Source organism: Nonomuraea sp. KM90 (assembly GCF_052246675.1).
GTDB lineage: Bacteria > Actinomycetota > Actinomycetes > Streptosporangiales > Streptosporangiaceae > Nonomuraea.
Map to the genome: position 1 here is coordinate 1 of NZ_JBQQCB010000112.1, position 21915 is coordinate 21915.

The window sequence follows — 21915 nt, forward strand, 5'->3', positions numbered from 1 at the left end:
CACTCCTGACGCCCTGCCTGCCCCGATCGGTCAGCCGGCCTCTGAGGCCCGCAAAGCCTCGCCTGACCCGACCGGCCCCCTTGCCCCCGTAGGGCTGCCTGCCCCGGTCAGGCCGTCTGCCCGGAAGGGGGAGGCCGTCGGCGATGGACGTGGCGGCCACGGTGGCGGTCTCGGTGGTGGCTTGGCGGTGGATCGCCCGGGACGCCCGCTCGACATCCCCCGCCCCCACCCGCTGCCGTTCATGCGCTCTCATCCGGCCGTCCCACCTTTCCGTCAGAATCCGGCGGACCGGCGCCCGCCGCGCTGTCCGCGTGGCCCTACCCGGCGCCGCCCCCCGTATCCATCAGTACCTCCTGAGGGGACCGGCGGCTTTAGCCGTCGGGGGAATCGGGAGCGGGAGGTCCGCCAAGGCCCGAGCGTGCAGTGACCCGCCAGATTCGGGCATCAGAGATCTCCGTTCATCGCGCACTAGATATGTGACGCTGTTGTAAAGATCGGGTGACTCGTCAGGTGTGCACCTCCCCCGGTGTGGCGTATGAGCTCGGGTACCACGTCGTGTGGTGCCCGAAGTACCGCCGTCCCGTTCTGGGCGGCCGGGTGAAGGCCCGCTTGGAGGAGCTGATCCGCGTCAAGGCCGACGAGCACGGGTGGGAGATCGTGGCGCTTGAGGTGATGCCCGACCAGGTGCACCTGTTCGTCAAGCCGCATCCGAAGAACTCGCCGTCGTATGTGGCCAACCAGTTCAAAGGGTTCACCTCGCACCACCTGCGCGCCGAGTTCGCTCACCTGCGTTCCCGGTTGCCCACGCTGTGGTCGCGGTCCTATTTCGTGGCCACCGTCGGCGCCGTGTCCGCAGAGACGGTGCGGCGTTACATCGAGACGCAGTATGAGCGGGCGCCCCAGGCGGGTGGCCGTGCGTAGGTCTTACACGTTCCTCATGCGTCCGACCGCGCACCAGCAGGCCGCGCTCACCGCGTGCCTGGACGACCACCGCGCCCTGTACAACGCGGCGCTTGTGGAGCGGCGCGAGGCGTACAAGCGGTCCAAGGTGTCGATCCGGTACGGCGACCAGTCCGCCCAGCTGAAGGAGATCCGCGCCGACGACCCCGATCAGGCGCACTGGTCGTTCTCCTCCCAGCAGGCCACCCTGCGCCGCCTGGACAAGGCGTTCCGCGCGTTCTTCGACCGCGTCAAGGCCGGTCGCACTCCGGGCTTCCCGCGTTTCAAGGGCCGGGGCTGGTTCGACACGGTTGAGTGGCCCAAGGACGGCGACGGCTGCCGGTGGGACTCCCAGCCCGAGCACCCGTCCGCCACGTTCGTCCGCCTTCAAGGCGTCGGGCATGTCCGCGTGCACCAGCACCGCCCGGTGCGGGGCCGGGTGAAGACGATCAGCGTAAAGCGGGAAGGCTCCCGCTGGTACGTCGTCCTGTCGTGCGACGACGTGCCCGTCGAGATCCTGCCCGCCACGGGTGCGGTCGTCGGCGTGGACATGGGCGTGGCGTCGTTCCTGACCACCTCGGACGGCGAGCAGGTCGGCAACCCGCGACACCTCGCGGCGTCCGCCGAGAAGCTGGCAGCCGCTCAGCAGGACCTCGCCCGTAACAAGCGCGGGTCCAAGCGCCGCCGTAAGGCGGTCGCCCGCGTCGCAGCCCTGCACGGCAAGGTCCGGCGTCAACGGCTCGACGGCGCGCACAAGGCCGCGAACGCCCTGATCCGCGACTACGACATGATCGTGCACGAGGACCTGCGGATCGCGAACATGACCAAGAGCCCAGCCCCGAAACCGGACGGAGAAGGCGGCTACCTGCCCAACCGCGCGGCGGCCAAGGCCGGACTGAACAAGAGCATCCTGGACGCGGGTTGGGGGGTGTTCCTGGGCATCCTCGCGCACAAGGCTGAAAGCGCCGGTCGAGAGCTGATCTCCGTGGACCCCCGCAACACCTCCCGCACGTGCGCCCAATGCGGGCACATGGCGAAAGAGAACCGCGCCACCCAAGCCGAGTTCGCCTGTACGGCGTGCGGCCACACCGCGCACGCCGACGTCAACGCGGCGATCAACATTCTCGGGGCAGGGCTTGCCCTTCGCGAAGCCGCAGCGGCTTAGCGAGAAGCCGCCCTCTTCAGGGGGCGGAGGAGTCACGTGTTTGAGCACGTCATCGCGAGGCAGAGGACTCCTGTGACTGTGACGCTCGCGCTGGCGGGTGACACGATGCTCGGCCGTGGCGTCGCCGACCTGCTGGCCAGATCATCCGAACCGGAGGCGTACGTGTCGGACGGCGTCCGCGCGTGGCTCTCCGAGGCCGACCTGACCCTGCTGAACCTCGAATGTTGCGTCTCCGACCGGGGCAGCCCGTGGAGCGCTCCCGGCAAGCCGTTCCACTTCCGCGCCCCGTCGCACGCCGTGGAGCTGCTCGCCGAGCTCGGCGTCAGCTGTGTCACGCTGGCCAACAACCATGCCCTGGACTACGGCCACGAAGCGCTGCTGGACACCCGTGCCCTGCTCGAACGCGCCGAGATCCGCGTGGCGGGCGCGGGCGGCGACCTGGAGCGGGCGCGCGAGCCGGTCGTGCTGGTCGTGAACGGGCTGCGCATAGCCGTCATCTCCGTCACCGACCACCCCCCGGACTACGCCGCCACCCCCGACCGGCCCGGCGTGGCCTACGCCGACCTGCAGGCCGGCGTTCCGGCCTGGCTGACGGACACGGTGGCGCGAGCGCGTACGGAGGTGGACGTCGTGCTGGTCAGCCCCCACTGGGGCCCCAACATGACGAGCGGCCCGCTGCCGTACGTCCGCGCGGCGGCCACGATCCTGGCCGACGCGGGAGCCACGCTGATCGCCGGCCACTCCGCGCACGTCCCGCACGGAGTCGCCCCGCCCGTCCTGTACGACATGGGGGACTTCCTCGACGACTACCTGGTGGATCCGGACCTGCGCAACGATCTGTCGCTGCTGTTCCTGGTGACCATCGACGAGCTCGGCCCGGTACGGCTGCGCGCCGTGCCGCTCAAGCTGGACTACTGCCACACCCTCCTGGCCACCGGCGAGGAGCGCGACTGGCTCGGCCGGCGTTTCATCGGCGCGTGCGCCAGGCTCGGCACCACGGCGGCGTGGGAGGACGGCCTGCTCACCGTGGACATGCGCTGAGTGGACATGCGCTGAGATGGAGGGCCGGTCCGTGGGCCGGCCCTATTCTCACCGCCTTCGCGTCATGCCCATGCCGCACGTGACCAGGCCCAGAATGAGGATGATCGCGCCGACTATGACATTCGTGATGATTCCCGACGTGTTCGTCTCACCCCTGATCACCCAGGGCGCCAGGATGGTCCACACCCCGATGAGGGGTGCGGTCCACGCGATGCCGTAGGTGCGGCCGTACGCCGAGCTGAAGCCCAGCGCCAGCAGTGCCACGGCGATCCCGGTGACCAGGTTGTTCACGGTGAGCGCCCCGAGGTTGGTGAATCCCACGATCCACGGCGACAGCGCCAGGAAGAGCCCGGCCAGCAGGGTCAGCCCGTCCGCCGCTTGAACCGCCGGATTGGCCGCGGCTACCTCGTACCTCTCCCGCATGCTGATGATGTCGGGATGCCGCTCCATCTCGCGGGTCATCGGTGACATCACCTCCCGATTGCGTTGACGGGACCTTCTCCCGTCGCCCGCCTCCCACTACCCACTTCCGGCCGTCTCACACCAGCGGCGGGTGCGTTGACCTGCGACGACGGGCGTGGCGCAGGACGGCGGCCCCGGCGAAGTAGGCGACCAGTGCTGGGGTGGGCAGCCCGGCCACGCCGTGGTCGCCCGGACCGGCCGACGCGGCGCCGAGCAGCCCGCCCAGCACCCCCGCCGTCCCGGCCAGCGCCGGCACGACCGGCGCGGCGCGGGGATCGGGCAGCGGACCGGAGCGCTGCTCGATGGGCCCGAACACCGCCACCAGCACCCCGAGGATCAGGGCCAGCACGACGATCCACGGCACCCGCAGCAGCACCCAGGCCGTCGAACCGGCCGGCGGGTCCGGCAGCACCCCCGTCGGGTAGAGCGCCAGCACCCCCAGTACGGCGGCCGTCATGTGCCACAGGAACAACGTCATGATCACTGAGTTGACCGCGACCACCACCGTCCACGGGCGCAGCCGCCGCAGCCACCGGTTGACCGGGTCCTGCAGCCACATGGCCAGACCCGTCTGCGCGACGGCCAGCGCCAGCAGCGCCAGGCTGGGCGGAGAGGTGTTCACGCCCACCATGCTGATCGGGTACGGGCCGGGCACGGTCAGCGCCACCAGCGCGGCGAGCCCGCCGAGGACGAGCGGCAGCGTGACGGATCGCCGGGCGGGCAGGCGCCCGTCCTGCCAGGCGAAGCCGGCCTGGTGGACGGCCAGCCAGGCGAACAGGAAGTTCCCCTGGTCGACGTACGGAATGTGCCACGCCATCCGCGCCGCGTCACCCACGCCGACGAGGGCGGCCAGCACGACCGGCACGACCAGGCCGTACCGGCGGTGCAGGGCATGCGTGAGCGGGGTCAGCACCACGACGGCCAGGTAGACCACGAGGAACCACAGCGGGATCGCCGCCGCCCAGACGCCCATCCCGATCAGCGCGGAATCGGCGCCCAGCGTCCGCGCCGACAGGGCGGCCACGGTCAGCACGCCGAGCAGCGCCGTGGTGGGCCGGACGAGCCGGTCGGTACGCCGCAGGATCCAGCTCGACGCGGTGCCGCCGCCGTCCCGATGGGAGGTGAAGGAGGCCGCGTTGGCGAAGCCGCCGACCAGGAAGAAGATCGGCATGACCTGGAACAGCCAGGTCAGCGGCCGGGTCCAGGGCACGGTCTCGAGGGCGCTGCCGCCGTGCAGGCCGCCGTCGTCGCTCACGTACACGACCAGCCAGTGGCCCATGACCACGGCCGCGATCGCGACCGCGCGCAGCAGGTCGACCTGGCGATCCCGGCGCGCCGGCGTGTCCGCGGCCAGCCGGCGGATCCGCCGCAGAGTTCCCATGAGCGTCGTCAACGAGGCCGGTCACAGGTAGGGGCCGGTCAGGTCCTGCTGGTCCTCCTCGGGGAGGCGCGGTTCGGGCCGGGCCACGACGTGCGGCTCGACGTCCGGCCCGGGCTCGGTCCCCGGGTCGAGCACGGTGATGGCGAGATCGCCGTCCCTGACGCCGATGTGCGCGCGCTGGTCCCGCCTCAGCGTGCCGTCCAGCAGCAGCCGCGACAGCGTGTTGTCGAGCTTGCGCTGGATCGTCCGGCGCAGCGGCCGGGCCCCGAAGTGCGGCTGGTACCCCTCGTGCGCCAGCCAGTCGACGGCCGCCGGCTCGAGCTCCAGCACGACGCCCTGGGCGTGCAGCCGTCGCCGGGTGTCCTCCAGCAGCAGGACGGTGATCTGCCGGAGCTGCTCGGCGTCGAGGCCGCGGAAGACGATGATCTCGTCGACCCGGTTGAGGAACTCCGGCCTGAACCGCATCTGCAGCAGCCGCATGAGCTGGCCGCGCAGCCCCCGGGCGGCCTCGCCCGGATGGGACATGATGAGGTCCGCGCCCAGGTTGGAGGTCATGATCAGCACGGTGTTCCGGAAGTCCACCGTACGGCCCTGCGCGTCGGTCAGCCGCCCGTCGTCCAGCACCTGCAGCAGCAGGTTGAACACGTCGGGGTGGGCCTTCTCGATCTCGTCCAGCAGCAGGACCGAGTACGGCTTGCGCCGCACCTGCTCGGTGAGCTGGCCCGCCTCCTCGTAGCCGACGTATCCCGGCGGGGCGCCGACCAGCCGGGAGACGGTGTGCCGCTCCTGGAACTCGCTCATGTCGAGCCGGATCATCCGCTCCTGCTCGCCGAACAGCGACTCGGCCAGCGCGCGGGCCAGCTCCGTCTTGCCGACCCCGGTGGGCCCGAGGAACAGGAAGGAGCCGATGGGCCGGTCGGGGTCGCTCATCCCGGCCCGGGAGCGGCGTACCGCCTCGGACACCGCCGCGACCGCCTCGTCCTGGCCGATCACCCGCTGGTGCAGGTGCTCCTCCAGGGCCAGCAGCCGGTCCTTCTCCTCCTGGGTGAGCTGGGAGACGGGGATGCCGGTGGCGCGGGAGACCACCTCGGCGATCTCGTTCGGGGTGACCTCGGCGACCCCGCGCCGGCAGCCGCGGGCCTGCCCGACCCGGGACTGCAGGCCGGCGATCTCGTCGCGTAGCTCGCGGGCGCGTTCGTAGTCCTCGGACTCCACCGCCTGCTGCTTCTCCCGCTGCCGGTGCTCCAGCTCCTCCTCCAGCTCGCGGGTGCCGGCCGGGGTGGTCCGGGTCTGCAGCGCCACCCGGGCGCCCGCCTGGTCCATCAGGTCGATGGCCTTGTCGGGCAGGAACCGGTCGGAGACGTAGCGGTCGGACAGCTCGGCCGCGGCGACGAGCGCGTCGTCGGTGAACTTGACCTGGTGGTGGGCCTCGTACCGGTCGCGCAGGCCGCGCAGGATCTCGATGGTGTCGGCGACGCTCGGCTCGGGCACCAGGATGGGCTGGAAGCGCCGCTCCAGCGCGGCGTCCTTCTCGACGTGCCGGCGATACTCCTCCAGCGTGGTGGCGCCGATCACGTGCAGCTCGCCGCGGGACAGGGCGGGCTTGAGCATGTTCGCGGCGTCGATGGAGCCCTCCCCGCCGCCCGCGCCCACGACGGTGTGCAGCTCGTCGATGAAGATGACGAGCTCCTCGCGGTTCGCGCGGATCTCCTCCATGACCTTGGTCAGGCGCTCCTCGAACTCGCCGCGGTACTTCGTGCCCGCCACCATCCCGGCCAGGTCCACCTGGACCACGCGCTTGTCCTTGAGCGTGTCGGGCACCTCGCCGTCCACGATGTGCTGCGCCAGCCCCTCGACGATCGCGGTCTTGCCGACGCCCGGCTCGCCCAGCAGGGCCGGGTTGTTCTTGGTCCGCCTCGACAGCACCTCCACCGCCTGCATGATCTCGTTGTCGCGGCCGACCACGGGGTCGATCGCGCCCTCCCGGGCGACGGCCGTCAGATCCCGGCCGTACTGGTCGAGGGTGGGGGTGCTGCTGGGCGGCGGCTGCTGGCCCGCCAGCGGCTCGGCGCTCCCCGTGCCCTCCGGCGCGAACGACTGCGGGGTGACGCGCGCCCCGCGCAGCAGCCGGCCCGCCGTCGACTGCGGGTTGGCCGCCAGGGCGAGCACCAGGTGCTGCGCCCCGATGTACGACGCGCCGGTGGCGTGCGCCACCTGCCGGGCGTCCAGCAGCGCCCGCTTGGCCGCCGGGGCCAGCGGCATGGGGCCCTGGCGCGGCTCGCCCTGCTCGACGGCCTGCTCAACCTCTCCCGCCAGCGCCGCCGGATCGGCTCCCGCCTGCTCCAGCTGCCTCCGGGTCGCCTCCACCTGCGTGGCGGCCCACAAAAGATGCTCGGTGTCGAGGTAGTCGGCGCCCCACTCGGCCGCCTTCTCCGCCGCCGTCCGCAGCAACTCGATCGCGTCCTCGCTGAGCAACCGCCCGATGTCCACGCGACGGGGGAACGCCGGTGGGCCGAGCCCGAAGAACCTGGCCAGCAGATCATCCATCGGGCCGTAGCCGTAATGCCAATAATCACCCGTAGTCATCGATCCTCCCCTCAGGTATCGCCCGTCACGCCCGTCTACCCATGACATCAATGGACAACCACGGCAATTCCGGAGCTATCGGTCAGGAGTCTGGATAGCGGGCACAAGAAGCCGCTGCCGGCGGCGCCTCCCGGCGAGGCGCACTGACCGTGGAGAAACCGCCCGAGTGACGAGAAACACCCGACCATCCGCGTGACCAGCGGCGATGCGCGGGTAAGGGAGGGCGGACATCCATCCGCAGGAGGAAAGATGCGCTCCTCCATCTCTCTGGGCCGCATCGGCGGAGTCCAGGTCGGGCTCAACGTCAGCGTGCTGGTCATCGTCGTCATCCTGGTCGTGGGGCTGGCCTACGGGCGCTTCCCCGCGGTCTTCCCCGGCCGCTCCCCCGTGGAGTACCTGCTGGCCGGGCTGACCTCGGCCGTGCTGTTCCTGGGGTCCCTGCTCGCCCACGAGCTGGCCCACGCCGTGACGGCCCGCCGCCACGGCATCGAGGTGGCGCACATCACCCTGTGGCTGCTCGGCGGCGTCGCCGAACTGCGCGGCCAGCCCCGCACGCCCGGCGCCGACCTGAGGATCGCCGCCGTGGGCCCCGTGACGAGCCTGCTGGCGGGGGTGCTGTTCGGCGCCATGGCGGTGCTGCTCTCCGCCATGACGGGGACGTCGCTGCCCGCCGGCGTGTTCCTGTACCTGGCCGGGGTGAACGTGCTGCTCGCGGTGTTCAACCTCATCCCGGCCGCGCCGCTGGACGGCGGGCGGGTCCTGCGCGCGGCCCTGTGGGCGCGCTGGCGGGACCGCGCCAGGGCGGCGATCGCCGCGGCCCGCGCCGGCCGGGTCTTCGGGTACGTGCTCATCGCCCTGGGCTTCCTGCAGGTCGTCACCGGCCTCGGCTTCGAAGGGCTGTGGCTGGTCCTGATCGGCCTGTTCCTGGTCAACGCCGCCACCGCCGAGGAGCAGCAGACCCGGCTCGGCACCCTGCTGTACGGCCTGCGGGTCGGCGACGTGATGTCGGCCCGGCCCGTCGTCGCGCACCCCGGCCAGACCGTGGCGGAGCTGATCGACCAGGTCGTGATGCACCGGCGGCTGTCCACGTACCCGCTGGTGGACGACGACGGCGTGTTCACCGGGCTGGTGACGCTCAACCGCATCCGCAGGGTGCCCCCGCAGGACCGCGCCGCGAAGAGGCTGAGCGACATCGCCTGCCCGCCGGACGAGGTGCCGCGCTCCGGCCCGGACGAGCCGCTGACGGACTTGCTGGGCCGGATGGGCGGCTGCACGGACGGGCGCGCGGTCGTCCTCGACGGGAGCGGGCACCTGATCGGCCTGCTGACCCCCACCGACATCAGCCGGGTGGTCGCGACCGCCGGCCTGCGCGGCGCCGGCCACACTCTCCACCGGGAACGCCACAACGCCTGAACAGGGCGGACCTTCCCCCGTTCCCGCGTGCGGCGCGGACCGGACGGCTAAGGTGGGCGTCCGAAACTCGCGATCTCCCCGGCACGCACGGGCCCGGGCGCGGGCGAGCACAGGGGAGGGGAGCATGCGCGACCGGCGAGCCCGCCACCTCATGGGAGCCGCCGCCGGCCTCGCGGCGATCGTCCCCGTCTACTACCTCACCGAGGCCGCCGCCAGGGCGCTGCGCACGGGCGCCGCCGCGTTCGGCCCCGCGCCCGCCGGCCTGGGCTACCTGGCGGCGGTGGCCGTGCTCGTCACCCTCCTCACCGCCTGGCCCGCGGCCGCCCTCGGCTGCGGGGTGCCCCTGGCCGCGGCGGGCGTGCTGTTCGCCCTCGACCTGGACGCCGCGGTCGGCGTGGCCGCCACCCTGCCCTGGGCGCGGACCGGCGGGCTGCCGTGGTCCCCGCCGGACGGCGTGCCGTGGGCGGAGCTGGGCGAGCCGCCCGGCACCCTGGCCGGGACGGGCGGCCTGTACGCGCTCATCGGCGCCGTCCTGGTGCTCTCGGCGGTGCTCCCGGCCCGCCTGCGATCTATCCTGGACAGGTGAACGGGCGGGATCCGGATCGGCGCAGTGCGCTGCTCGACGCGGCCGACCGGGTCATCATGAAGGAGGGCCCCGGCGTCTCGATGGCGGCCATCGCCGCCGAGGCGGGCATCACCAAGCCCATCCTCTACCGCCACTTCGGCGACAAGCACGGCCTCTACCAGGCCCTGGCCGACCGGCACGTGCGCAAGGTCATCGCCCAGCTCCGGCCCGAGTTCGCCGCGGCGGGGCCCGACCTGCGCGAGCGGGCCAGGTCGGCCATCGACGTCTACCTCGACCTGGTCTCGGCCAACCTCAACCTCTACCGGTTCCTGTTCCACCGGGCCGGCGCCGAGGACAGCAGGGTCCGCTCCCACATGACCTCGCTGGTGCGCAGCCTGGGGGAGGAGCTCGGCGGCGTGCTGGCCGCCGAGCGGGTGGTGCCCGACCCGGTGCGCGCCCAGGTGCTCGGGCACGCCTTCGTCGGCATGGTGCAGACGACCGGCGACTGGTGGCTCGACCACCGGGAGGTGGACCGGGCGCAGGTGGTGGAGGGCCTGGTGGACGTGATCGCCGCCGCGGTCGCTCCCCGGCCGGAAGGGCCGGCGCCCCGGCGGGTCACTCCCCGAAGCGCGACAGCCGCCCGCGGCGCCGGGCATAGCTGAGCGCCCACGCGAACAACCCCAGCGTCCCGGCCAGATAGCCGACGTTGATGGCGCTCGCCCAGGCCAGCCGGTCCCACGGCACCGCCCCGCCCGCCATGACCGTGCGCATGCCCTCGAACACGTGCGAGGCCGGCAGGAACCAGGCCGCCGTCTGCAGCGGCGCCGGCAGCACCGAGATCGGGTAGAAGATCCCGGCCAGCGGCTGCACCACGAACACCAGCGACCAGGCGATCACCTGCGCCTTCTCGCCGAAGCGGAGCACCGCCGCGATGCCGACCAGCCCCAGCGACCAGCCCAGCATGAGCAGCACCCCCATGAACGGCACCAGCCCCACCCCCATGGCGTTCACCCCGAACCCGTACAGGGCGTAGGCCAGCCCGGCCATCACCGCCACCGCGAAGGCCACCTTGCCCAGCGAGAACAGCACCAGCCCCACCAGGTATTCGACGCTGGACAGCGGGCTGACCTGCACGTTGAGCAGGTTGCGCGACCAGATGTCCTCGAGGAAGGCGATCGAGATCTCGTTGCTGGCCTTCTGCAGGACCTGCCACAGCAGCACCGCGCCGAGCAGGAACGACACCACGAACGGCACCCGCTGCGTCTGCAGGAACGACGTGACGAACCCCCACAGCACCAGCTCGACCGTCGGCCAGAACAGGATCTCGAACACCCGGACCGGGCTGCGCCGCAGCGCCGCGAAGTCACGGCGGACCACGCCCAGCACCCGGGTGCGCCGGGCGGCCAGGCTCAACGGGGGCAGGGTCAGGTACGTCATCCGCGGGCCACCTTGAGAAACACCTCTTCCAGGTCCTCGGCACCGTAGTGCCCGGCCAGCTCCGCCGCGCTGCCGGCCGCCACGATCTCGCCTCCGGACAGGAAGTGGATCCGGTGGCACATGCGCTCGACCTCCCGCATGTTGTGCGAGGTGATCAGCATGGAGCTGCCGCTCTCCCCGGCCACGCGGGACAGCAGGCCCCGGATCCGGTCGCCGGCGTCGGGGTCGAGGTTGGCCGTGGGCTCGTCGAGCACCAGCAGCCGGGGCGCGTTGAGCAGCGCCTTTGCCAGCTGCACGCGGGTGCGCTGGCCGGACGACAGCGCCATCACCTGCCGCCTGCTGATCGGGCCCAGCTCGAACAGCTCGATCAGCTCGTCCACCCGCAGACGGGGGCGGCGCACCGCGTACAGGCGGGCGAAGGCGTCGAGCACCTCGTGCACGCGCAGCACCCCGGGCAGGTCCACGTAGCTCGCGGCGAAGTTGACCTGGCTCAGGACCTCGACCCGGTGCCGGGCCAGCTCCATGCCGAACATCTCGATGGTGCCCGCGTCGGGGGTGATCAGGCCGAGCAGCATGTGCAGGGTGGTCGACTTGCCCGCGCCGTTGGGGCCGAGCAGCGCGACGACCTCGCCCTCACCGACGGTCAGGCTCACGTCGCGAACGGCCGTGACCGCCCCGAACCGCTTGACCAGATGGGAAGCTCGCAGGATGGTCACCGACCAAGCGTGCGGTCAGGAGGGGCGGCCAGGCAACGGGTTTTCCCGCAGCAGCCGCAGCAGGTCCCACTCGTTCTCGCACACCCGCCGCCCGATCGCGGCCAGCTCGACCGACCGAGCGCCGCCGCGCAGGTGCCGCATGGTCTGCATGACGCAGATGATGCCCCACTTCAGCACGCCGAACGTCTCCCACCAGCGCAGCGCGTCACGGTCGACCGCCTGCCCGCCGGCCTCCTCGTAGGCGTGGATGAGGTCGCTGTAGTCGCCGAACCCGCCCACCGGCAGCTCGGAGCCGAACCGCCACGCCTTCACGCACAGCCAGCCCAGGTCCTCCAGCGGGTCGCCGGTGTGCGCCAGCTCCCAGTCGAGCACCGCCCTGATCCCCTCGGGCCCGACGATGAGGTTGCCGTTGCGGAAGTCGCCGTGCACGACCGTCGGCCGCCGGCTGCGCGGGCGGGTTGCGGCCAGCTGCCGCAACGCCAGCTCGAACACCGGATGCGGCTCGCCGAGCTGGTCCAGCACGTCCCGCCAGCGCAGCAGCGGGTCCTGCCCCTGATCCTCCGTCACCGGGACCGCCGACAGCGGCATGCGGTGGATGGCGGCCAGCGCCTGCCCGCACTGCCGGGCCAGCCGGGGCCGCGCCGCCGCGTAGGCGTCGTCGCGCAGGATCTTGCGCGGGATTGTCTCGCCGGGGACGCGGGTCATGAGGATGTACGACTCCCCGCAGGCGATGATCCGCGGCACCGGCACGCCGGCCCCGGCGGCGGCCCGCATCAGCCCCGCCTCGGCGGCCAGGCCGGAACCCGCCTCCGTGGGGGCGCCGGGCGAGTCGAGCCGCAGGATCAGCTCGTGCCTGCCGCCGTCCTGGGTGACGACGTCGAGGGCCCAGGTCTCCCGCGAGGCCCCGCCGGGCAGCCGGGCGCAGGACCCGATCGCCGCCCCGGCCCCGAACACCTCGCGGGTGATCGTCCGCGGGTCGGTCATCGGCGGCCGAACTCCCAGGTGCCGCCCGCCGCGTACGAGCCCAGGATCCGCCGCCCCACCGAGTCGATGTGCACCTCGTCGGGCCCGTCGTAGATGCGCCCCGCCCGCGCGTGCCGGTACATCCGGTCCAGCGGCGTGTCGGGGGTCAGACCGGCGGCGCCGTACACCTGGATGGCCCGGTCGATCACGTTGTGCAGCATCCGCGCGCCCACCACCTTGATCGCCCCGATCTCCACCCGGGCCTGCGAGCCCGCGTCGATCGCCTCGGCGGCGTGCAGCGTGAGGAGGCGGGCGGACTGGATCTCGGCGTAGGAGTCGAACACGTGCTGGCGCATGAGCTGCTTGGCGGCCAGCGGCTCCCCGAAGGCGGTGCGCTCGTGCAGCCGCCGGCACATCAGGTCGAAGGCCCGCTGCGCCTGCCCCAGCCACCGCATGCAGTGGAAGATCCGCCCGGGCCCGAGCCGCCTCTGCGCGATGACGAACCCCTGCCCGCGCGGCCCGAGCAGGTTGGACGCCGGCACGCGGACGTCCTCGTAGCGCACCTCGCAGTGCGCCCCGTCGAGGCCCAGCACCGGCGTCTCGCGCACGATCGTGTAGCCGGGGGTGCCCGTCGGCACCAGGATCATGGAGAAGGCCAGGTGGGGTGGCGCGTCCGGCTCGGTCCTGCACATCACGGTCGTGTACGCCGCCCGCGACGCCCCGGTCGTGAACCACTTGTGCCCGTTGATCACCCACTCGTCCCCGTCGAGCACCGCGGCCGTGCCGATCTGCGTCGGGTCGCTGCTGGAGACGCTCGGCTCGGTCATCGCGAAGCTCGGCGAGATGTCGCCGCGCACCAGCGGCTCCAGGTAGCGCTCCCGCTGCTCGGGCGAGGCGTGCTCGTGCAGCATCAGGGAGTCCTGGAGGGTGTAGGTGCCCAGCGCGAGCTGCCCGTACTCGCTGCGGCCCTGCACCTCGTTGACGTAGACGTAGTCGAGGAACGGCAGCCCGCCGCCGCCCAGCTCGCGGGGGTGGCCGAGCGCCCACAGGCCCTCCTTCCTGGCCTCCGCCCGCAGCTCCTCCAGCGCCGTCGCGGCCGCCGGCCCGCCCGCGTGCAGGACGGGCTCGGCGGGCTCGACCCGCTCGGTCATGAACGCGTACACGGCATCGCGGATCGGGCGTACGCCGTCGGGGATGGCGAAGGTCATGAAACGATCCCATCCCGAAACCCCGGCGGCGGTCAACGGTGGCGCGGCGGCCGATCAGGGCAGCCAGCTGACCCGGCCGTGCAGGAAGGCGTACCCGACGAAGGCGACGGCGTCGATGAGCGTGTGCGCGACCACCAGCGGCATGGCCCGCCCCCACCGCTGGTACAGCCGCCCGAACACCAGCCCCATCACCACGTTCCCGACGAACCCGCCGAACCCCTGGTACAGGTGGTACGACCCGCGCAGCAGCGACGACACCACCACGGCCTTCCACGGCGACCACCCGGCCTGCCCGAGCCGGTGCAGCAGGTAGCCGGCGACCAGCACCTCCTCCAGCACGCCGTTCTGCGCCGCCGCCAGCAGCAGCACCGGCACCTGCCACCACACCTCGGGCAGTTGCCCGGGCACGACGGTCAGGTTCACCCCCGCCGCCCACACCGCCAGGTAGAACGCCAGCCCGGAGCCGCCGATCGCGGCCGCCAGCGCCGCCCCGCGCGCCAGGTCGCCCCCGGGCCGGCGCAGGTCGGCGCCGATCGTCCGCAGCGACTCCCCGGAGCGCACCAGCAGGTACGCCACCAGCCCCACCGGCGCCACCGAGACCGCGATCTGGACGAGCTGCAGCGCCAGGTCCAGCCAGGGCCGGTCGGGCGCCATCGATCCGACGAGCACGGCCTGCTGGCCCTTGAGCTCCCGCGGCGCCGTGAGCGCACCGATCAGCCGCACGAGCGCCACCAGAGCGCTGGCGCCGAGCGAGACCGAGAACACGACGAGGACCTCGGCCCGGATGAGCCTCGGCCCGAGCACCGGGGCGGGTGCGGCGGGGGACTGAGTGTGCATGTGCGCAGATTAGTCGGTACATGATCGGATGCCGATAAAAGCGACATTCCGCCTGGTAGCCGGATCCGCTTGGGGAGCGGGGTCCCGGTCTGCTAAGGAGGTGCTGTGAGGCGTACCGATCCGCACGACGTCCCCACCGCGGCCGAGCTCGTGGCCGCCGTGCGCGACTTCCTCCAGACCGATGTGCTCCCGGCGGTCGACGGCCGGGTCCGCTACCACACGCGCGTCGCCATCAACGTGCTCGGCATGGTGGAGCGGGAGATCGAGCTCGGCCCCGAGCAGGCCGAGCGGCACGCCGCCCGCCTGGCGGAGCTGGGCGTGGCGGGCGACGCCGAGCTGGCCGCCGCCATCCGGGAGGGCCGCGTCGCGGACGACGCGGCCCTCGTGACCGCCCTCGAACAGGCGGTACGCGCGAAGCTGGAGGTGGCCAACCCCGCCTATCCGGGTGAGGTCAGTGGGAGCCGGTCAGATCCAGGTCCTTGACCTCCGGGTCGCCCTCGTCGGCGAAGTAGTCGTTCCGGGCGGTCGCGTCCTTCCCGTCGGCCACCTTGGCGGCCCGGAAGATCAGCGTGCCCACGGCCGCCACGATCAGGTTGACGCCCAGTGCCAGGAATCCGGCGTAGATCGTCATCTTGGTGTCGAAGCCCAGGTTCGCCAGCCCGAACGCCGAGCCGCCGAAGTGCTGCTTGCCGTTGGCCGGGTTCGGGATGAGGTAGAGCATCCACATGCCCGCCGCCAGGCCGGCGGCCCAGCCCGCGATCAGGCCGCCCTTGTGGAACCAGCGGGTGTAGAGGCCCAGACCCACCGACGGCAGCGTCTGCAGGATGATCACGCCGCCGATGAGCTGCAGGTCGATCGAGAACTGCGGGTCGAGCAGCAGGATGCACAGCACCGCGCCCACCTTGACCACCAGCGACACCAGCTTGGAGACCTTGGCCTCCTGGGCGTCGGTGGCGTTCTTGTTGAGGTATTCGCGGTAGATGTTGCGGGTGAACAGGTTCGCCGCGGCGATCGACATGATCGCCGCCGGGACGAGCGCGCCGATGCCGATGGCGGCGTAGGCCACGCCGGTGAACCAGTCGGGGAACATCTGGTCGAACAGCACCGGCACGATCGTGTTCGTGTCGGTCTTGCCGCCGGCCGTGACCGGCTTGGTGCCCGCCGCGATCGCCATGAAGCCGAGCAGCGCGATCAGGCCCAGCACGAGGCTATAGGCGGGCAGCGCCGACATGTTGCGCTTGATGACGTTGCGGTTCTTGGAGGCCAGCACGCCGGTGAGGCTGTGCGGGTAGAGGAACAGCGCCAGCGCCGAGCCGAAGGCCAGCGTGATGTACTGCAGCTGGTTGTTGGCGTTCAGGATGACCCCGTCCGCCGGATTGGGGCTGGCGTCGAACTTGGCCTTGGCCGCGTCGAAGATCGAGTCCCAGCCCCCCAGCTTGGCCGGGATGTAGATGATCGCCGCCAGGATCACGATGTAGATCAGCGCGTCCTTCACGAACGCGATCAGCGCGGGGGCGCGCAGGCCGGACTGGTAGGTGTACGCGGCCAGGATCGCGAACGCGATGATGATCGGCAGGTGCCCGGTGATGCCCATCGCCTTGAGCACCGCCTCGATGCCGACGAGCTGCAGCGCGATGTACGGCATCGTGGCCACCAGACCGGTGATCGCGATGACCAGCGCCAGCGTCGGCGACCCGAACCGGGCCCGGACGAAGTCGGCCGGCGTGACGAACCCGTGCACGTGCGACACCGACCACATCCGCGCCAGCACCAGGAACACCAGCGGGTAGACCACCACGGTGTACGGCAGCGCGTAGAAGCCGAGCGCCCCGGAGCTGAACACCAGCGCCGGCACCGCCACGAAGGTGTAGGCGGTGTACAGGTCGCCGCCGATCAGGAACCAGGTGATCCACGAGCCGAAGCTGCGACCGCCGAGCCCCCACTCGTTGAGGCTGGCCAGGTCGTTGGGCCGCCGCCAGCGGGCGGCCACGAAGCCCATGCCGCTGACCAGCAGGAACAGCAGGATGAAGACGACCAGCTCGGTCGTGTGCCCGCTCACTTGGTCATCCTGTAGACGATGGTCGTGGACACGACGCCGACGACGATGAAGGCGATCTGCAGCCAGTAGAAGAGCGGGAAGCCCATCAGGCGCGGCTCGTCGGCGTTGAACAGGAACGTCAACAGCGGCAGCACGATAGGCAGGACCAGCAGCCAGTTCCACGGGCTGCGGTCGGTGCGCGGCTGCCCGGGTTCCCCGGTAGTCATCGACCCTCCGATAGGTGGATCAGGAGCCGGTTGTGACCGGGCCCTGACATCTAGTCAATGGAGGGAGATTAGCTTTACGGGAGTATTAAACCCAATGTCCGCAATGTTACGGTTTGGCCTAAATGTCGAGATGGTGTCTCGGCATGTGAGACCAGGGTCAGGGGTCGCCGGATGCACAGTAACGACGGTCACGGGGTGAACGGGATCGCCGATCGGCGAATGGTCGATTACTCGCGCCCAATGGTCGCGTCGCCGGTGGGGTCGCCGGCGAGCTCGTCGGCGATGTCCTGGGTGCCGTACTCCTCGGGCGCGGGCACCTCGACGATGGGTTCCGGCCGGTCGTCGAACTCCAGCCGCAGCGCCCGCGACATGGTGGCGTGCATCTCGTACAGGCAGATCGCGTAGGTCAGCTCCAGGATCTGCTCGTCCGGCAGATGCGCCTTGAGCACGGCGAACACCGCGTCGTGCACCCGCCCGCCGTCCAGCACCAGCGCGTCGGCGTAGGCCAGCACGGCCCGCTCCAGCTCGCCGAACAGGTCGCTGACCGCCCAGTGCTCGACCGCCCGCACCTTCTCCTCCGGGACGCCGAGCGCCCGCAGCTGCTTGCAGTGCTGGGAGAAGACGAACTGGCTCTGCCTCGCCCAGCCCGCCCTGGTCTGGCCCAGCTCGCGCAGTACGGGGTCGAGCGTCATCTCCCGGTAGAGCCGGAAACCCTTGACGCAGTGCCGGAAGATCTTCGGATCGAGCGCGAACACCGTCCACCAGTCGCCCGGCGAGCCGGTGGCCGTGCCCTGCCGGCCGGGGGAGAGCAGGCGGTCGTGGAAGAACGTGACGACCGGGTCGGTCATCTCCTCCCGCGGCACCTGGCGCAGCCGCGGCATCACACGGTCCGGTCGGCGGCGGTCTTCGGCTCGTGCGTGACGTCGCCCGGCCGCCCGACCCGGCGCGTCCAGGCGGCGAACTCGACCAGGACGCCGTCGGGGTCCTTGAAGTAGATCGACCTGACGAACACGCCGTCGTGCATCTCGGGGGCCACGCCGAACTCGCTGTCGTCGTGGTTGAGCAGCACGCCCACGTCGATGCCCTTGGCGACGAGCCGCTCGCGGTATTCCTCGATCCTCTCCGGCGGCACGTCGAAGGCGATGTGGTTCATGGAGCCGACGGCCGACAGCAGCTCGCCGCGGTCGGGCAGGTTCTTCGGCGCCGACACGCCGGGCACCCCGTCGGGAGCGTCGGGGAACCAGAAGAAGGCCAGCGCGTTGCCGCCCCCGCAGTCGAAGAAGAAGTGCTGCCCCCAGCCCATGGGCAGCTCGATGGTCTTGATCAGCGGCATGCCCAGCACGCCGGAGTAGAAGTCGACGGTCTGCTTCATGTCCGAGCAGACCAGCGCGACGTGGTTGACCCCGCGAAGCTCGAATTCGCTGTTCATAGTAACTCCCTACTTATCACAGGGTTTCACCGAAAAACATGACACGAGATGTCGGCTTTCGCGGGCACGATCGGTCGCATGATTGCTTTGGTGGCGGGCGCGACCCGCGGAACGGGACGGGGCATCGCGGTGGCCCTGGGGGAGGCCGGCGCGACGGTCTACTGTGCGGGCAGGAGCACGCGGGAGCGGCGCTCGGAGATGGACCGGCCGGAGACCATCGAGGAGACGGCCGAGCTGGTCACCGCGGCCGGCGGGACGGGCATCCCCGCCCCCTGCGACTTCCTCGACCCGGCCCAGGTGGAGGCGCTGGCCACGCGCGTGGAGGGCGCGCACGGGCGGCTCGACGTGCTGGTCAACGACGTGTGGGGCGCCGACGGCCTCTGGGAGTGGGACACGCCGGTCTGGAAACACGACATGGACAAGGGGCTGCGGCTGCTCCGGCTGGCGATCGACACGCACCTCATCAGCGCCCGGCACCTGCTGCCGCTGGTGATCAAGGAGAAGGGCGGCCTCGTGGTCGAGGTCACCGACGGAACCTGGTCGTTCAACGAGACCCGCTACCGGGAGAACGTCTACTACGACCTGGCCAAGATGTCGGTGAACCGGCTGGCGTTCGCCTGGTCGAACGAGCTGCGCCCGCACGGCGGCACCGGCGTGGCCGTGACGCCGGGCTTCCTGCGCTCGGAGGCCATGCTCGACAACTTCGGCGTCACCGAAGACAACTGGCGCGAGGCCAAGGTGGACATCGCCTGGATGGTCTCCGAGACGCCGCTCTACGTCGGCCGGGGCGTGGCCGCCCTGGCCCAGGACCCGGACCGGCAGCGCTGGTCGGGCAGGTCGGTCAGCAGCGAGGAGCTGGCCGTGGCGTACGGGCTGACGGACGTGGACGGCAGCCGCCCGCGCGTGTGGAGCTTCATCACCGAGGTGCGCGAGAAGGACGGCGAGACCGGCTGGGAGTCCTACCGGTAGAGGCGCGCCATGCGGGCGGCGGCCTCGGCGACCATCGCCCGCAGCTCCGGCGGATCGAGCACCTCCGCCTCCGGCCCGAACCGCAGCACCTGCGAGTACGCCACCGGCACCGACTCCACCGCCAGCCGCACGGTGCCGTCCGGCCCGAGCGAGGCCAGCGCGTCGTCGAGCGCGGCCGGGTCGGCGATGTGCCGCAACATCCGCAGGCCGCGCTCGCTGAGCCGCAGCGTGATCACCTCCCGCAGCAGCGACCGGCTGAACTCCGCCGACTGCCCCGCCCAGAAGGCCGCCAGGTCGAAGTCGGCGTCGCGGACGAACGGCTCGTCCAGCACGGAGATCTCGCCGAACCGGTGCAGCCGGAAGATCAGGAACCGCGTCCCCAGGCGGGCGGCCAGGTACCAGACCCCCGCCTTGAGCACCAGCCCGTACGGCTCCAGCGTGCGCGCGTTGCCCTTGTAGACGGCCGAGACGCGCCGGTCGCTCCACACGGCCCTGGCCAGCGGCGCCAGCGCGGCCGGCGGCGGGTCATCGCCGGCGAACCACCCCGGCGCGTCCAGGTGGAAGCGCTGCGCCGCGGTAGACGGCGCGTCCTGCAGCGCGGGGGAGAGCGCGGCGGCGGCCTTCAGCCGGGCCGTGGCCGCCACCTCCTGCAGCCCCATCTCGCGCAGCGCGGCCGGCACCCCCGACAGGAACAGCGCCTCCGCCTCGGCCCGGTCCAGCCCGGTCAGCCGGGTCCGGTAGCCGTCGACCAGCCGGTAGCCGCCGCCCCGCCCCCGGTCGGCGTAGACCGGCACGCCCGCCTCCGACAGCGCGAGCACGTCCCGGTGCACCGTGCGCTCGGAGACCTCCAGCTCCTTGGCCAGCTCGGCCGCCGTCATCCCGCCCCGGCCCTGCAGCAGCAGGACCAGCGACATCAGCCTCGAGGCGCGCACAGCGGCAGCACCACGGCCGAGGGGCGGTCGGGGGAGTGGAACACCTCGACGTCGGCGGGCACCATCGCGCCGCCCGCGCCGAGGGGGTCGCCGGTGCCGTGGTTGCGGGCGATCGTCGGGTACGCCCCCGCCGCCACGTGCACCCGGATCCGGTGGTCGCGCCGGAACCGGTGCCCCATCGGCCACAGGTCGACGCCGACCCGGCGCACGCCCTCACCGTCGGGTCCGGGTCCGGAGCCCGGCCGCAGGCGGCGCACGCCCTCGCACACGTTGAGCGAGCGCCCGTCCGGGTGCACGTCGCACACCCGCACCACCACGTCCACGGACGGGGTGCTGGAGCGCACGAACAGCTCCGCGCGTACCGGGCCGATCATCTCCACGTCCGAGTCCAGCGCGGCCGAGCTGTAGACCAGCACGTCGCGGCGCTGCTCCAGCCGCCGCTGGTCGCGCGGCCTGGAGTCGCCCAGCAGCACCGGCCCGCCGATCACCGGCGTCGGATGGGCCGGGTGGTAGCGGAAGCGGTCCGGCTCCGCCTCCAGCGGCCCCTCGGTCCCGAGCCCGAAGCCGTGCTGCAGGTGCCAGCGCTGCTCCCGCATGCCGGGCACCGGCCAGTCGGGATGGTCGCGCCACTCCCCGGCGCCCGTCACGTAGATCCGCACGGGGTCCGGCCGCAGCAGGGAGTGGTCGCCGAGCAGGTGCGCGCGGAACCACGCCGACGCCTCGGCCATCGTGGGCCGGCCGTGCCGGCTGTCGATGTGGTACCAGGGCCCGATCGTCAGGTACGGCCGCCGCCCAGCCGCCCGCAGCGCCGCGTAGTCCTTGAGCTGCCACGGCAGGAACACGTCGTACCAGCCGCCCAGCATCGTGACCGCCGCCTCCACCTCGCCGACCTTCGGGGAGAAGTCGCGCCGGTCCCAGTAGGGGACGGCCGGGTCGGCGTGGTGGGTGAGCAGGTCCTGGTAGAACGGCAGCGGACGCCCGGCCGAGGCGAGGTCGAGCTCCGCCACCGGGCGGCCCGACAGGACCGCCCGGCGGGTGAGCCGGGGCGCGGTGAGCACGGAGGCGCCGCCGAAGCGGCGGGACATGCCGTCGGTGAGCGTGGTCCAGCTCAGCGCCGACTCCAGCGCGAACGCGCCGCCCACGTAGGCCGCGTCCCTGAACTGGGAGGCGGTGATCTGCGTGGCCATGGCCTTGAGCTCCGATCCGGCGTACGGCGCGATGGCCCACTGGGTGTAGCCGAGGTAGGAGGGGCCGAACATCGCGAACGAGCCACCGTACCAGGGTTGCTTGCGCAGCCACGCCACGGTGGCCAGGCCGTCGTCGTGCTCGTCGCCGAGGGGGTCGAGCAGGCCGCCGGAGCCGAAGCCGCCGCGGCAGCTCTGGATGACGACGTGGAAGCCCTGGCGGGCGAAGCCGCGGCCGTAGAACCAGCCGAGCAGGCCGCGCCGGCCGTACGGGGAGCGCATCAGGATGACGGGGGCCCGCCCGCCTCCGGCGGGGGCGTAGTGATCGGCCAGGAGCGTGACGCCGTCGGGCATCGGCACCGGTAGGTCACGCTGGAGCCGCACACGTCTCATGTACTAACGAGTAACATATGCCGCCGGGGT

General features: G+C 71.9%; 23 protein-coding genes. 8 read left to right on the forward strand and 15 right to left on the reverse strand.

The features are described from left to right. Positions 1-253 (reverse strand): hypothetical protein (locus ACTWPW_RS50755; RefSeq protein ID WP_443173103.1); only part of this gene is annotated, 253 nt, incomplete at its 3' end. 257 nt (positions 254-510) lie between these two features. Between ACTWPW_RS50755 and tnpA the strand changes: the two genes are divergently transcribed. From tnpA to ACTWPW_RS50770, 3 genes are all read left to right on the forward strand, one after another. Further along, positions 511-921 carry an IS200/IS605 family transposase gene (gene tnpA / locus ACTWPW_RS50760; protein WP_443173122.1) on the forward strand — a complete coding sequence of 137 codons (411 nt, stop codon included), beginning with the start codon at positions 511-513 and terminating at the stop codon, positions 919-921. A 16-nt stretch (positions 922-937) separates the two neighbouring features. Then, the gene (locus tag ACTWPW_RS50765; protein WP_443173104.1) at positions 938-2104 is read left to right on the forward strand and encodes an RNA-guided endonuclease InsQ/TnpB family protein; all 1167 of its coding nucleotides are present in this window, start codon (positions 938-940) and stop codon (positions 2102-2104) included. A gap of 72 nt (positions 2105-2176) precedes the next feature. Beyond that, positions 2177-3145, forward strand: a complete 969-nt coding sequence (locus tag ACTWPW_RS50770; protein WP_375108325.1) for a CapA family protein — start codon at positions 2177-2179, stop codon at positions 3143-3145. A 48-nt stretch (positions 3146-3193) separates the two neighbouring features. On the opposite strand, the gene ACTWPW_RS50775 is transcribed toward ACTWPW_RS50770, so the two are convergent. The 3 genes from ACTWPW_RS50775 to ACTWPW_RS50785 all read right to left on the reverse strand — a co-directional run bounded on the left by ACTWPW_RS50775 (position 3194) and on the right by ACTWPW_RS50785 (position 7574). Further along, positions 3194-3607: an SPW repeat protein gene (locus ACTWPW_RS50775; protein WP_364129910.1), complete on the reverse strand. Its 414-nt coding sequence runs from the start codon at positions 3605-3607 to the stop codon at positions 3194-3196. A 76-nt stretch (positions 3608-3683) separates the two neighbouring features. Beyond that, positions 3684-4988 (reverse strand): acyltransferase family protein, encoded by a 1305-nt coding sequence (locus tag ACTWPW_RS50780; protein ID WP_443173105.1) that lies wholly within the window; start codon positions 4986-4988, stop codon positions 3684-3686. 21 nt (positions 4989-5009) lie between these two features. Continuing rightward, positions 5010-7574 carry an ATP-dependent Clp protease ATP-binding subunit gene (locus ACTWPW_RS50785; protein WP_443173106.1) on the reverse strand — a complete coding sequence of 855 codons (2565 nt, stop codon included), beginning with the start codon at positions 7572-7574 and terminating at the stop codon, positions 5010-5012. A 249-nt stretch (positions 7575-7823) separates the two neighbouring features. Here ACTWPW_RS50785 and ACTWPW_RS50790 point away from each other — a divergent pair, with 249 nt between their 5' ends. The 3 genes from ACTWPW_RS50790 (at position 7824) to ACTWPW_RS50800 (ending at position 10214) form a co-directional block, all read left to right on the forward strand. Beyond that, the gene (locus tag ACTWPW_RS50790) at positions 7824-8987 is read left to right on the forward strand and encodes a site-2 protease family protein (protein ID WP_443173107.1); all 1164 of its coding nucleotides are present in this window, start codon (positions 7824-7826) and stop codon (positions 8985-8987) included. A gap of 124 nt (positions 8988-9111) precedes the next feature. Then, positions 9112-9573 carry a hypothetical protein gene (locus ACTWPW_RS50795; RefSeq protein WP_375108321.1) on the forward strand — a complete coding sequence of 154 codons (462 nt, stop codon included), beginning with the start codon at positions 9112-9114 and terminating at the stop codon, positions 9571-9573. Then, on the forward strand, positions 9570-10214 hold the full coding sequence (locus ACTWPW_RS50800; protein ID WP_443173108.1) for a TetR/AcrR family transcriptional regulator: 645 nt from the start codon (positions 9570-9572) through the stop codon (positions 10212-10214). Before ACTWPW_RS50795 ends, ACTWPW_RS50800 begins: the two co-directional genes overlap by 4 nt. Here the strand turns inward: ACTWPW_RS50800 and ACTWPW_RS50805 are convergent. The 5 genes from ACTWPW_RS50805 to ACTWPW_RS50825 are packed head-to-tail and all read right to left on the reverse strand — an operon-like array spanning position 10168 to position 14713. Continuing rightward, the gene (locus ACTWPW_RS50805) at positions 10168-10989 is read right to left on the reverse strand and encodes an ABC transporter permease (RefSeq protein WP_375108319.1); all 822 of its coding nucleotides are present in this window, start codon (positions 10987-10989) and stop codon (positions 10168-10170) included. The genes ACTWPW_RS50800 and ACTWPW_RS50805 overlap by 47 nt on opposite strands. Beyond that, positions 10986-11705, reverse strand: coding sequence for an ABC transporter ATP-binding protein (locus ACTWPW_RS50810; protein WP_364129894.1), 720 nt, complete (start codon positions 11703-11705; stop codon positions 10986-10988). The genes ACTWPW_RS50805 and ACTWPW_RS50810 overlap by 4 nt, the downstream gene beginning before the upstream one ends. Before the next feature lie 15 nt (positions 11706-11720). Further along, positions 11721-12689, reverse strand: a complete 969-nt coding sequence (locus ACTWPW_RS50815) for a phosphotransferase family protein (protein WP_443173109.1) — start codon at positions 12687-12689, stop codon at positions 11721-11723. After that, positions 12686-13876: an acyl-CoA dehydrogenase family protein gene (locus tag ACTWPW_RS50820; protein ID WP_443173110.1), complete on the reverse strand. Its 1191-nt coding sequence runs from the start codon at positions 13874-13876 to the stop codon at positions 12686-12688. Before ACTWPW_RS50820 ends, ACTWPW_RS50815 begins: the two co-directional genes overlap by 4 nt. Before the next feature lie 54 nt (positions 13877-13930). Beyond that, positions 13931-14713 carry a CPBP family intramembrane glutamic endopeptidase gene (locus tag ACTWPW_RS50825; protein ID WP_443173111.1) on the reverse strand — a complete coding sequence of 261 codons (783 nt, stop codon included), beginning with the start codon at positions 14711-14713 and terminating at the stop codon, positions 13931-13933. A gap of 105 nt (positions 14714-14818) precedes the next feature. Between ACTWPW_RS50825 and ACTWPW_RS50830 the strand changes: the two genes are divergently transcribed. Then, a complete protein-coding gene (locus ACTWPW_RS50830) occupies positions 14819-15196 on the forward strand; it encodes a DUF6285 domain-containing protein (RefSeq protein WP_364129885.1) in 378 nt (125 codons plus the stop codon). Here the strand turns inward: ACTWPW_RS50830 and mctP are convergent. The 4 genes from mctP to ACTWPW_RS50850 all read right to left on the reverse strand — a co-directional run bounded on the left by mctP (position 15165) and on the right by ACTWPW_RS50850 (position 18407). Then, positions 15165-16772, reverse strand: coding sequence for a monocarboxylate uptake permease MctP (gene mctP, locus ACTWPW_RS50835; protein WP_443173112.1), 1608 nt, complete (start codon positions 16770-16772; stop codon positions 15165-15167). The genes ACTWPW_RS50830 and mctP overlap by 32 nt on opposite strands. Then, entirely contained in the window at positions 16769-16978 is a 210-nt protein-coding gene (locus tag ACTWPW_RS50840; RefSeq protein WP_364129880.1) for a DUF3311 domain-containing protein, read from the reverse strand. The genes mctP and ACTWPW_RS50840 overlap by 4 nt, the downstream gene beginning before the upstream one ends. Positions 16979-17205: 227 nt before the next feature. Then, positions 17206-17859 (reverse strand): carboxymuconolactone decarboxylase family protein, encoded by a 654-nt coding sequence (locus ACTWPW_RS50845; protein WP_443173113.1) that lies wholly within the window; start codon positions 17857-17859, stop codon positions 17206-17208. Next, on the reverse strand, positions 17859-18407 hold the full coding sequence (locus tag ACTWPW_RS50850; RefSeq protein WP_375108313.1) for a VOC family protein: 549 nt from the start codon (positions 18405-18407) through the stop codon (positions 17859-17861). Before ACTWPW_RS50850 ends, ACTWPW_RS50845 begins: the two co-directional genes overlap by 1 nt. 78 nt (positions 18408-18485) lie before the next feature. On the opposite strand from ACTWPW_RS50850, the gene ACTWPW_RS50855 reads away from it, so the two are divergent. Next, positions 18486-19376 carry an SDR family oxidoreductase gene (locus ACTWPW_RS50855; RefSeq protein WP_443173114.1) on the forward strand — a complete coding sequence of 297 codons (891 nt, stop codon included), beginning with the start codon at positions 18486-18488 and terminating at the stop codon, positions 19374-19376. Here ACTWPW_RS50855 and ACTWPW_RS50860 read toward each other — a convergent pair. Together ACTWPW_RS50860 and ACTWPW_RS50865 are read right to left on the reverse strand one after the other, a co-directional pair. Then, on the reverse strand, positions 19367-20308 hold the full coding sequence (locus ACTWPW_RS50860; RefSeq protein ID WP_443173115.1) for a helix-turn-helix transcriptional regulator: 942 nt from the start codon (positions 20306-20308) through the stop codon (positions 19367-19369). The two genes, ACTWPW_RS50855 and ACTWPW_RS50860, sit on opposite strands and share 10 nt — an antisense overlap. Continuing rightward, a complete protein-coding gene (locus tag ACTWPW_RS50865) occupies positions 20290-21885 on the reverse strand; it encodes a CocE/NonD family hydrolase (RefSeq protein ID WP_375108310.1) in 1596 nt (531 codons plus the stop codon). The genes ACTWPW_RS50860 and ACTWPW_RS50865 overlap by 19 nt, the downstream gene beginning before the upstream one ends. Between the last annotated feature and the right edge of the window lie 30 nt (positions 21886-21915).

What these genes read in the sequence shown, in the direction of transcription:
- ACTWPW_RS50765 (WP_443173104.1), top strand. Translation starts at nt 938, where the DNA reads ATGCGTCCGACCGCGCACCAGCAGGCCGCGCTCACCGCGTGCCTGGAC.
- ACTWPW_RS50775 (WP_364129910.1), bottom strand. Translation starts at nt 3,607, where the DNA reads ATGACCCGCGAGATGGAGCGGCATCCCGACATCATCAGCATGCGGGAG.
- ACTWPW_RS50780 (WP_443173105.1), bottom strand. Translation starts at nt 4,988, where the DNA reads ATGGGAACTCTGCGGCGGATCCGCCGGCTGGCCGCGGACACGCCGGCG.
- ACTWPW_RS50785 (WP_443173106.1), bottom strand. Translation starts at nt 7,574, where the DNA reads ATGACTACGGGTGATTATTGGCATTACGGCTACGGCCCGATGGATGAT.
- ACTWPW_RS50790 (WP_443173107.1), top strand. Translation starts at nt 7,824, where the DNA reads ATGCGCTCCTCCATCTCTCTGGGCCGCATCGGCGGAGTCCAGGTCGGG.
- ACTWPW_RS50795 (WP_375108321.1), top strand. Translation starts at nt 9,112, where the DNA reads ATGCGCGACCGGCGAGCCCGCCACCTCATGGGAGCCGCCGCCGGCCTC.
- ACTWPW_RS50805 (WP_375108319.1), bottom strand. Translation starts at nt 10,989, where the DNA reads ATGACGTACCTGACCCTGCCCCCGTTGAGCCTGGCCGCCCGGCGCACC.
- ACTWPW_RS50815 (WP_443173109.1), bottom strand. Translation starts at nt 12,689, where the DNA reads ATGACCGACCCGCGGACGATCACCCGCGAGGTGTTCGGGGCCGGGGCG.
- ACTWPW_RS50820 (WP_443173110.1), bottom strand. Translation starts at nt 13,876, where the DNA reads ATGACCTTCGCCATCCCCGACGGCGTACGCCCGATCCGCGATGCCGTG.
- ACTWPW_RS50825 (WP_443173111.1), bottom strand. Translation starts at nt 14,713, where the DNA reads ATGCACACTCAGTCCCCCGCCGCACCCGCCCCGGTGCTCGGGCCGAGG.
- ACTWPW_RS50840 (WP_364129880.1), bottom strand. Translation starts at nt 16,978, where the DNA reads ATGACTACCGGGGAACCCGGGCAGCCGCGCACCGACCGCAGCCCGTGG.
- ACTWPW_RS50845 (WP_443173113.1), bottom strand. Translation starts at nt 17,859, where the DNA reads ATGCCGCGGCTGCGCCAGGTGCCGCGGGAGGAGATGACCGACCCGGTC.
- ACTWPW_RS50850 (WP_375108313.1), bottom strand. Translation starts at nt 18,407, where the DNA reads ATGAACAGCGAATTCGAGCTTCGCGGGGTCAACCACGTCGCGCTGGTC.
- ACTWPW_RS50855 (WP_443173114.1), top strand. Translation starts at nt 18,486, where the DNA reads ATGATTGCTTTGGTGGCGGGCGCGACCCGCGGAACGGGACGGGGCATC.
- ACTWPW_RS50865 (WP_375108310.1), bottom strand. Translation starts at nt 21,885, where the DNA reads ATGAGACGTGTGCGGCTCCAGCGTGACCTACCGGTGCCGATGCCCGAC.